Source organism: Aeromonas sp. Y318-3, from assembly GCF_027706185.1.
Lineage (GTDB): Bacteria > Pseudomonadota > Gammaproteobacteria > Enterobacterales > Aeromonadaceae > Aeromonas > Aeromonas veronii.
In genome coordinates this window covers 1-792 of the sequence record NZ_JAPDCN010000054.1, presented here as the reverse complement: position 1 = coordinate 792, position 792 = coordinate 1, and the positions used below count along the sequence as shown (strand labels likewise).

Here is a 792-nt window from a genome sequence, read left to right as displayed (position 1 = left end):
ACGCCGTGGGTCGATGTTTGATGTTATGGAGCAGCAACGATGTTACGCAGCAGGGCAGTCGCCCTAAAACAAAGTTATGCAGCCAAATCCCAACAATTAAGGGTCTTAAAATGGTAAAAGATTGGATTCCCATCTCTCATGATAATTACAAGCAGGTGCAAGGACCGTTCTATCATGGAACCAAAGCCAATTTGGCGATTGGTGACTTGCTAACCACAGGGTTCATCTCTCATTTCGAGGACGGTCGTATTCTTAAGCACATCTACTTTTCAGCCTTGATGGAGCCAGCAGTTTGGGGAGCTGAACTTGCTATGTCACTGTCTGGCCTCGAGGGTCGCGGCTACATATACATAGTTGAGCCAACAGGACCGTTCGAAGACGATCCGAATCTTACGAACAAAAAATTTCCCGGTAATCCAACACAGTCCTATAGAACCTGCGAACCCTTGAGAATTGTTGGCGTTGTTGAAGACTGGGAGGGGCATCCTGTTGAATTAATAAGGGGAATGTTGGATTCGTTAGAGGACTTAAAGCGCCGTGGTTTACACGTCATTGAAGACTAGTCCTTTGCATAACAAAGCCATCAAACCGGACGCCAGAGATTCCGCGCCTGTTGCGCATGGCTTCGCCATTTTATGCGCAATAGGCGCGCCACCCTGTCGCCGTTTATGGCGGCGTTAGGCATCACAAAGTACAGCATCGTGACCAACAGCAACGATTCCGTCACACTGCGCCTCATGACTGAGCATGACCTTGCGATGCTCTATGAGTGGCTAAATCGATCTCATATCG

At 48.4% G+C, this 792-nt stretch carries 1 protein-coding gene; it reads left to right on the top strand.

What is annotated here, in order from left to right; all coding sequences use genetic code 11:
- Positions 1-110 precede the first annotated feature (110 nt).
- Entirely contained in the window at positions 111-563 is a 453-nt protein-coding gene (locus tag OKB77_RS23970) for an NAD(+)--rifampin ADP-ribosyltransferase Arr-2 (RefSeq protein WP_000237816.1), read from the top strand.
- Positions 564-792: the final 229 nt, after the last annotated feature.